Genomic DNA, 8,394 nt, shown 5'->3' on the forward strand with positions numbered 1-8,394 from the left:
GTGCACGGGTGAGGCGTTCGCCGCCGAGTACGTGGATGTCTCGGGAGTGAAAGCGGCGCGGCGCGGGGTCGACGGGCTCGGCCAGACCAAGCCGGTTCGTGGCGGCGGCGAGATGACTGGCCGCGGCACACAGTGCCGCTTCGCGTTCCCGCCACCGCGTCGCGCGCAGCGCGTGGTGCAGGTGCTCACCGATCTGGTCGGCGAGGGTCAGCTAGCGCGAACGCGGCGGCCAGGACATAGCGCCAGATGTCGTCGGGGTACCACGCCAGCGCCCGACGCCGCGTGGTGAGCAGATCGAGCGGGTCGTGCAGGACCAAGCCGCCGGTGAGGCTGGCCAGGATCTGGGGCGGGGCCAGCAGCCAGTCCGTCAGTTTCATCCCGTCGGCGGGGTCGACGCCGATCCGGTCGACGAAGAACGCCTGCGCGGTGGTCGCCTCCACCTGATGGTGTGGCCGGCCGCCGTGTCGATCGCTGTCGGGGTAGACGACCGGGACCGTCGGACCGCGCAGGCACCCCCCAGAGCGGCGTCGATCGGCGTGGCGTCGAAACCTGGCGGGACGAACAGCTGCACGCGGGGGCCGAAAACGTGATCCGTGGAAATCTCGTCATCGAAGCCGAGAACCTCGGACCCCTCACCGAGCAACGCGGCAGCGTGGGGAACGCCCGAGACCAGCGGCCGCACCGCCCGCTCGTAGAACCGTCGAGAAAGATCGCGACTTGACACCGTTCTGCGATCCTCCATCAAGGCGTCCCGTCATGGCACAGGCGCCTCATCGTCCTCGCTACCGCCACGTCTGGGCACCTGGGTTTTCGCCAGCCACCGGGCCGTCCGGGCCAGTCGCGATCTCCAGCTTCCGCCGCACAAGCAGGCCCCCGATCCCCAGGACGTCGTCGAGCAGCCGCCGCACACGTCGATCTCCTCGGCGATGCAGTCGATCAGAACCTTGACCTCCACATCACGCTTGCCCGGATCCGCCGTCACGAAGAAGCCCGGTTCGCATGATCCCAACATGGTCGTCCAGGTGGGGCTCGAACCAACTCGCGACGCCCTGACCAGCGCCTTTCCGTGGCGCTGGACCTCAAAGCGATAGATCGCGAACCGCATGCATCCAGGCCAGGGGCATGATCATCACATGGGTGGAGCTGAGGGGACTCCAACCTCCGACCTCGCCCGGACACCCCCAGCCCACAAGGCAATCGCGCACGTCGGGGTCCGGGGGCTTGGCCCCCGGGCAGACATAACGAAGACGCCCCCATGCCTTCGTAGAAGGCATGGGGGCGTCCAAGTCGAGTGGACCTGACGCAACACAATAAGAACCGCCTGATCTTGATTCAGGGTCCCGAGATCACCGTCCGACCGGTCTCCACGAGGCTCCTGGCCAGGGGCGATGCCCAGTGAGCGCCCGGCCAGCAACCTCGCCAGCCGGATCGAACACACGTTCCGTAGACCTGGTGGGTCCGAACGGCACCGCCCGCATGGTGACCGTGATCGTAGGAACCGTCGTCGGGCTCACCTTCCTCTTCGGGCTGGGCAACGTCGCCACACTCGGCATCCGCCTCGGGGTTCCGACCTACATCGCGATCCTCGTGGCGCCGGCAGTTGATCTCTCCGTCGTCGGACTCCTCCTCGGCGCACGCCACCTCACCCTGCACGGCGGACCCGCCGACGTCATTCGCACCGCACGACGCCTACTCATCTTCGCCAGCGCCGTGACCCTCGCCCTCAACATCGCCGAACCCCTCATCTCCGGCCACTACGGCAGAGCAGCCTTCGATGCCGTCGGCCCCCTCCTCCCTATCGGATGGGCAGAGGTCGGGCCCGGTCTCCTCCAAGCAATCCAGACCACCCCCTCACCCGTCGCCCTTCACCCATCGATCGAAGCGACGAGGACAGACCCCTCGCAGGCATCAGAAACACCACCCCCGACGACCCAACACCGACAGAAGACAGCAGACTCCACATCACGTCAGACCGAACGGGAAGCACGCCAGCAAGACCTCCTCCACCGCGCACGCGCCGAAGACGTCCTCCACTGGCAACACCACCAGCGCCCCATCTCCGCCGAAACCCTCCGCAAACACCTCCACATCGGCACCACCACTGCACGCACCCTCGTCACCCAACTACRCCAAGACATCCGCACCGCCGTCGACAGCCARCCACCGAACCCATGACGGGTTCCATCCACCTCGACCCATGAGTCAACCATGCCCGACCAGTAGCTCAGGCGCCCGCCTCAGTCGGACACAACAGGGCCGCACACGCCATGCGCACACAGATGATCTTTGATCTCAAAAAGGGTGATCCCCGGCTCTGAACCCCGCAGGCCATAGCCCATCCACCTGGAGTCGGCAAGGGAAGTTAAACCCTCGCCACTCGATTAAAAGACGAATCACCGCGTATCCGAACATACCGGAACGTGCCGTGTCGTGCCGCAAAATCCGAGGTCAGGGCGTTTTCGGTACCGGAACGTGCCGGCCGGTGTCGCGACGTGCCGGAGCATCAGCGCACACAATGCGCCCACACGCGGTCGGCAACCCTCGACATAACAGTCGGTCCCCCACTACCGGATACGCAAAGCGGATCGATTACGATCTGTAGTCGATCGCAAATTAGGGAGAACCGGCCTGGCCTGTTCGGGGACAGTCGCACCGGGCAACCGGCGATCGCGTGAGGGCCGGCGATATCGACGATTACTGGTCGAACTCGTCGTCGGCGCTGTCGGCGAAGGCATCCAACTCACCGGGCCTGAAGACCACGATGGGGGCCGTGGTGCCACGCCCGTGTCACGCTCAGGTGTGGCACCCGCTGGGTGCAGGCCGGGTGGGGGCGAAGGGATGCGGCACCGCGAGCAGTTCCGCCTCGTGCGCGGCACCGGGCACATCCTCGACATCCTCCACCGAGTCCAGGTTGCGCTGCGTATCCACCCCGGCGCGTTCTCCGCGATGGACCTCACCGTCCGCCACCCGCGCACCGGCGCACCACTGTCCACAGTGAAGTTCACGGTGCAGACCCTGGCCGCCGCCGGCGACCTCCAGAGGGAACTGACCTACGACGAGCCGCGTGCCGCTGAGGCCAACGCCGTGGCAGCCGGAAAAACCGATGAAGGATCGCGGTGCGACAGGCGTACTCACCGGTGATCGTTCATGTAGCGGGGCTTGTCACCTGCACCAGTTCGATGCGGATTCCGTCGGGGTCTGCCAAGAAAAGCACGTCCATCGCGCCGTCGCGCATCGGAATATGAGTTCGGGTGTACTCGATCGGTGTCGCGCCAAGCGCCACCAGGCGTGTCTCGGCCGCAGCCAGATCCTTGACGTAGACCGACAGATGGGTGAAGCCGATCTGTCGACGCGTCACCAGGGCCGTGCCCTCTGGCTTCGGTGTCTTCCAGTCGAGTAATTCCAACTTCGTCTGGCCATTGACGATCATCTGAGATCGGCAGCGTATGGGCGGCGGTACTTCAGCTAGCTGGGCTAGAGAGTCGCCGATGTCGAACTTCTCGGTGAGGTGAAACCCCAGCCCTTCCGTGTAAAAGCGGATCGAACGATTGAAGTCGGACACGCAGAGGCCGATGTGGGATACGGCCACGGCGCCATCGACTTGCTCTGGTGCTTCGGGCATTGTGCGCTCCCTGTTCTTCGATACGACGGYGGCCGACGTCGTATCGGCCGCGCGCTGTGCTGGTGTCGGCCGGCGGGCTTCCTCTCGGGCGATCCCTGAGCTGTGAGGACGCCGGCTGGCCCACTGCTCCCCCTGGACATCGTCGTACAAACGTATAGCATCGCGCTGTACGTACGTACAGGGCTACTGCTGCGGGAAAGTCGGGGATCTTGAGACCCCGGCCCGTGACCGCGGGGCGCGGGCCCTGGGTCGCCGCGGGAACACGAATGAGGAGGCGTAGTTGAGTCATGTCGCTGTTGTGACCGGCGGTGCGTCGGGGTTGGGCCTGTCGATCTGTGAGCATCTCGCCCGGCAGGGGCGAGACGTGGGCGTACTCGACCAGGATGTCGACGCCGCCGAGCGGGTGGCTGCCGGCCTGCGGTCGCAGGGAGCCAAGGCAGTAGCGGTCGGGGTGGACGTGGCCGACCGGGCCTCGGTCACCACGGCGTTCGACGCGGTGCGTGCCGAACTCGGGCCGGTCGGGATCCTTGTGACCAGCGCCGGTGTCTCCGGGTTCGTGCCCTTCGTGGACCTGACGATCGACGACTGGTTGCGGACCATCGAAGTCAATCTGACGGGGACGTTCACCTGTGTGCAGGCGGCGGCCGCGGACATGGTGGCTGCCGGCTGGGGCCGTATCGTCACCATCTCGTCCGCGGCGGGCCAGACCGGTGCGGCCCGGCAGGCGCACTACGCGGCGTCGAAGGGCGGCGTCATCGCGCTTACCAAGGCACTCGCGCTCGAGTTAGCCGCCACGGGGATCACGGTGAACACGATCCCGCCGTTCACCGCCGACACGCCGCTGCTGCGCAGCATGCAGCAGGCGAAGTACCTACCGAAGGCCGAGACGCTGGCACGGATGATCCCGGCCGGCCGGCTCGGCACAGGTGACGACATCGCCGCGGTCTGCGCGTTCCTGTGCACCGAAGAGGCCGGCTACATCACTGGCCAGGTCATCGCTGCCAATGGAGGAGCAGTCACGTGAGCGATCGATTTGCGCTCGAGGGCCAGGTCGCCGTCATCACCGGCGGGGGCACGGGTATCGGCCGGGGTGCGGCGCTCGCGCTCGCCGAGTACGGCGCCGACGTTGTGCTCGCCGGGCGCCGGGTGGAGCCGCTGGAGTCCACGGTCAAGGAGGTCCAGGCGGCGGGCCGCCGAGCGCTGGCGCTGCCGACGGACGTGACCAGCCCGCAGCAGTGCCAGCAGCTCGTCAACACCACGGTGGCAGAGTTCGGGCGGCTCGACATCCTCGTCAACTGCGCCGGCGGTGCGGAGACGAAGTCGATCCGGCGATGGACTGAGGAGGAGTGGCACCAGGTCCTGGCGCTCAACCTCGGCAGCGTGTGGTTCCTCTCCCGCGCGGCCTCGGTTCCGATGCTTCAGCAGGGCAGAGGAGCGATCGTGAACATCTCCTCCGGCGCCAGCCTCCTCGCAATGCCACAGGCCGCGCCGTACGGCGCGGCGAAGGCCGGGGTCAACAGCCTCACCCGCTCCATGGCCGCCGCCTGGACCGGTAAGGGCATCCGGGTCAACGCCATCGCCGTCGGAGCTGTCCGGGCCGCCACCCTGACCGACGACGCCGCCCGCTATGGGCTCGACCCGGAGGCGATCGGCCTGACCAACGCCTCGGGCCGCCTCGGGGAACCCGACGAGATCGGCAACGCCGTCCTGTTCTTCGCCTCCGACGCCGCCAGCTTCTGCTCCGGCCAAACCCTCTATGTCCATGGCGGCCCTGGCCCAGCTGGGGTCTGAGGCCTTCGCGTATCCGCTGGGGACCTATGCTGATCAGCGCCGCATGCCCGACAAGGAAGCCGTTCATGAAGAAGCGGTCTGACCTACAGGGGTGGCACGTGCGAGGTCGTCGCTGGTGCGACGCCAGCGAAGCCGTGGATGTGCTGGTCCAACGAGAACAGAGACCGGTCCGATCCGGACCCGACCAACGTCGAGTTGTGTCCCCGCGGCAGCGCTCCAGGACCGCTCGACCTCTGCCCACCCGACACCGCGGTCCGTCCCGGTGCCGGGTCAGCCGCCTTCGGAGGAGCCGGCTCGCTGTCGTCGATGACTCGGTTCTGGTAGAGAGGCACCAGGAGTTTGACGACCACGGACAGCCGAGGTCGACGCCGGGCGGCGCGCGTCGGGTGCGCCACCCTGTGACACTGCCCTGGAAGGCCCCAGATGACGACGCCCCGCCGGGTTGGTACGGAAACGTCGAAGACACGCGCGGCGTTGTTGGACACTGCCGAGAAGCTCATGCTCAGCGAGGGGTACGCGGCGGTGACGTACCGCGGGGTGGCCTCCCGGGCCGGGGTGGCATCCGGATTGGTGCAGTACTATTTCCCGACACTGGACGATCTTTTTCTTGCCCTGGTTCGGCGTCGGACAGAACAGACCTTGGGGGTTTTGGTCGAGGCGCTCCGGACGGATCATCCCCTACGAGCGCTCTGGGAGTTCTCGAACAACTGGACCGCCGGCGCCCTGATAGCGGAGCTCACGGCCCTGGCGAACCACCGCAAAAAAATCCGGGCCGAGATCGCCGCCGTCGGTGAGAAGGTTCGCGAGTTGGCGCTTGAGGCGCTGTCGAGATCGTCGAACGACTACACGGTTCCGATGGACAAGATCCCGGCTGAGGTACTCGTCTTTTTGGTGACCAGTAGTCCGCGGATGGTTATTATGGAGCAGTCAGTCGGCATGTCGACGTCTCACGCGGAGACGATCAATTTTGTCGAGCGCTACCTGGACAAGGTCGAACCCCGGACGGGGCCCGAGAACGCGGCGAGCCGGGAATCGGACATGTAACTGACACCCTCGCGGGTGTCTGGTGACAAAATTTCTTCTGCATCCTTTGTCAGGATTCAGCGTGGTTCCCGACATTATTGTGCCCCTGTAGAAAGGGATTGGGGATTTTTCGCCAACGTCGACGACTCGATGGCCACCGTCAAGAAGAAGTCTTCGGTCCGGCGGTCACGGTAGATCACCCTCGACGATGTGACGGGAACCCTTTGGCGTCGATCCGCCGTTCGGTGTTTACAAGCACAGCGGTCTTGGGCGGCAGAACGGGGTCGCGGGTTTCGAACAGTACCTGGAGACGAAGGTGCCGGCCTGGCCGCTGCCCTGAATCGTGGGAAGAGTAGGCATGACCAAGGATGATGTCGAGACCATCGATGGCTTCCGGCTCCGGGCCCGCGCCTGGATCCGGGCCAACCTGCGTCCCGTCGGACCGAACGATATGGCTGGCCTGGCCGCCAATGTGATCGGCGACGGGGAAGCGTTAGCCGTGGTGGCTCGGGAACGAGAGATTCAGCGGATGCTGTTCGACGCCGGATTCGCGGGGATCTGTTTCCCGCGTGAATACGGCGGGCAGGATTTGACCCCGGCCCACCAGCGGGCCTTCAATGAGGAGATCGCCGGGTACGAGTGCCCGGTGGAGATCCAGGCGCCGACGTTCGCGCCGTGCGCGGCGGTGCTGCTTGAGTTCGGCGCCGAGGAGCAGAAGCAGCGGCACCTGCCCGCCATCCTCAAGGGCGAGGAGATCTGGATGCAGCTGCTGTCCGAGCCCAGCGGCGGGTCGGACGTCGCCTCCGCGCTGACCAGTGCCGTGCGGGACGGCGACGACTGGATCATCAACGGATCCAAGATCTGGACGAGCGGTGCCTGGCTGGCGGACTGGGCGCTGTGTCTGGCCCGCACCAACTGGGACGTGCCCAAGCACCGCGGACTGACGGTGTTCCTCCTCCCGCTACGCGGCGAGGGCGTCCAGGTGCATCGGATCGAAATGATCAACGGTAACCGGGAGTTCTGCCAGGAGTTCCTCACCGACGTCCGGGTTCCCGACTCCGACCGGATCGGCGCGATCGACGGCGGCTGGACGGTGGGCACCCGCTGGATGTTCCACGAACGAATGCTGTACAACTCGCCGTACGTCACGGTTCCGGCCGGCTGGAGCCAGACCGGCGTGGACGCCGCGCTCCTCGTCGACGTCGCCCGGGATGCCGGGCGGCTTCCCGACCCCGGCGCGCGTGACCTTATCGGTGAGGGGCGCATGCTCGAGGTTGTCGAGCAGGCCCTGCAGCAGCGGATCGCCCGGGGCATGACGATYGGACGGATGCCCGACCAGGCCGCGGCCGTCGGGCGGCTCTTCCACGGGGTCGCGATGGCCCGGACGATGACGATCGCTTTCGATCTCGCGGGTGGCGCCGGGGTGGCCTGGACGGACGACGACGGTGCGGTGGCGGGCCGCGGCGTCGATTTCCTCGTGCGGCAGACCGCCTGTATAGGCGGCGGCACCACCGAGATGGCCCGCAACGTCATCAGCGAGCGTGTGCTCGGCATGCCTCGTGAGCCCTCCCTCGATCGTGACCGCGCCTTCCGTGATGTTCCCCGCGGACCGTCCCCCCGCTCATAACAAGCTGTTCCCCTACGTGCCTACGTCGATCAGTACCACCACTTCCTGCTGTACCGGTCACTCCAGCAACAGACATGGTTCAGCACCGGCACCGCTCCGGTTGCTCCCACGGGGCATCCCCATGGCAGGCTTCAGACAGCAACTCGCCAAGGACCCGTAGATCGACGGACGGCATGTCCGTGGTGACCTCGACCGGCCGGCGTGCGCCGGTCGGTCGAGGTTGTTACCTTTCAGCTCGGGATCGGCGAAGCCCCGTGAGGTGGGCCCCGTTCTTCGGACAGTGATCCCTATGAGGGATAATTGATCCGTGAACGGAGGAGATCAATGAGTC

9 protein-coding genes and 1 pseudogene are annotated in these 8,394 nt (G+C 66.4%); 6 read left to right on the top strand and 4 right to left on the bottom strand.

Going from position 1 to position 8,394, the window contains the following annotated elements:
* Positions 1 to 185 precede the first annotated feature (185 nt).
* Positions 186 to 440 (bottom strand): DUF4037 domain-containing protein, encoded by a 255-nt coding sequence (locus CC117_RS39300; protein ID WP_241830385.1) that lies wholly within the window; start codon positions 438 to 440, stop codon positions 186 to 188.
* A 314-nt stretch (positions 441 to 754) separates the two neighbouring features.
* The gene (locus tag CC117_RS39305) at positions 755 to 1,105 is read right to left on the bottom strand and encodes a hypothetical protein (RefSeq protein WP_241830386.1); all 351 of its coding nucleotides are present in this window, start codon (positions 1,103 to 1,105) and stop codon (positions 755 to 757) included.
* Positions 1,106 to 1,395: 290 nt separating this feature from the next.
* Here CC117_RS39305 and CC117_RS24635 point away from each other — a divergent pair, with 290 nt between their 5' ends.
* Entirely contained in the window at positions 1,396 to 2,175 is a 780-nt protein-coding gene (locus CC117_RS24635; protein WP_071088124.1) for a hypothetical protein, read from the top strand.
* Between the two features lie 663 nt (positions 2,176 to 2,838).
* Positions 2,839 to 3,141, top strand: coding sequence for a hypothetical protein (locus CC117_RS24640; RefSeq protein ID WP_198541970.1), 303 nt, complete (start codon positions 2,839 to 2,841; stop codon positions 3,139 to 3,141).
* 4 nt (positions 3,142 to 3,145) lie between these two features.
* On the opposite strand, the gene CC117_RS24645 is transcribed toward CC117_RS24640, so the two are convergent.
* Positions 3,146 to 3,622 carry a VOC family protein gene (locus CC117_RS24645; RefSeq protein WP_071088126.1) on the bottom strand — a complete coding sequence of 159 codons (477 nt, stop codon included), beginning with the start codon at positions 3,620 to 3,622 and terminating at the stop codon, positions 3,146 to 3,148.
* A 280-nt stretch (positions 3,623 to 3,902) separates the two neighbouring features.
* On the opposite strand from CC117_RS24645, the gene CC117_RS24650 reads away from it, so the two are divergent.
* The 4 genes from CC117_RS24650 to CC117_RS24670 all read left to right on the top strand — a co-directional run bounded on the left by CC117_RS24650 (position 3,903) and on the right by CC117_RS24670 (position 8,063).
* The gene (locus tag CC117_RS24650; RefSeq protein WP_071088128.1) at positions 3,903 to 4,646 is read left to right on the top strand and encodes an SDR family NAD(P)-dependent oxidoreductase; all 744 of its coding nucleotides are present in this window, start codon (positions 3,903 to 3,905) and stop codon (positions 4,644 to 4,646) included.
* Complete coding sequence (locus tag CC117_RS24655) at positions 4,643 to 5,413, top strand: SDR family NAD(P)-dependent oxidoreductase (protein WP_071088131.1); 771 nt, start codon at positions 4,643 to 4,645, stop codon at positions 5,411 to 5,413. The genes CC117_RS24650 and CC117_RS24655 overlap by 4 nt, the downstream gene beginning before the upstream one ends.
* A gap of 423 nt (positions 5,414 to 5,836) precedes the next feature.
* A complete protein-coding gene (locus tag CC117_RS24665) occupies positions 5,837 to 6,457 on the top strand; it encodes a TetR/AcrR family transcriptional regulator (RefSeq protein WP_071088135.1) in 621 nt (206 codons plus the stop codon).
* Between the two features lie 337 nt (positions 6,458 to 6,794).
* Entirely contained in the window at positions 6,795 to 8,063 is a 1,269-nt protein-coding gene (locus tag CC117_RS24670; RefSeq protein ID WP_071088137.1) for an acyl-CoA dehydrogenase family protein, read from the top strand.
* 103 nt (positions 8,064 to 8,166) lie between these two features.
* Here CC117_RS24670 and CC117_RS36650 read toward each other — a convergent pair.
* Positions 8,167 to 8,265 (bottom strand): annotated as a pseudogene (locus CC117_RS36650) (IS6 family transposase); the annotation flags it as partial.
* Positions 8,266 to 8,394 lie beyond the last annotated feature (129 nt).

This window comes from Parafrankia colletiae, assembly GCF_001854655.1.
Taxonomy (GTDB): Bacteria; Actinomycetota; Actinomycetes; order Frankiales; family Frankiaceae; genus Parafrankia; species Parafrankia colletiae.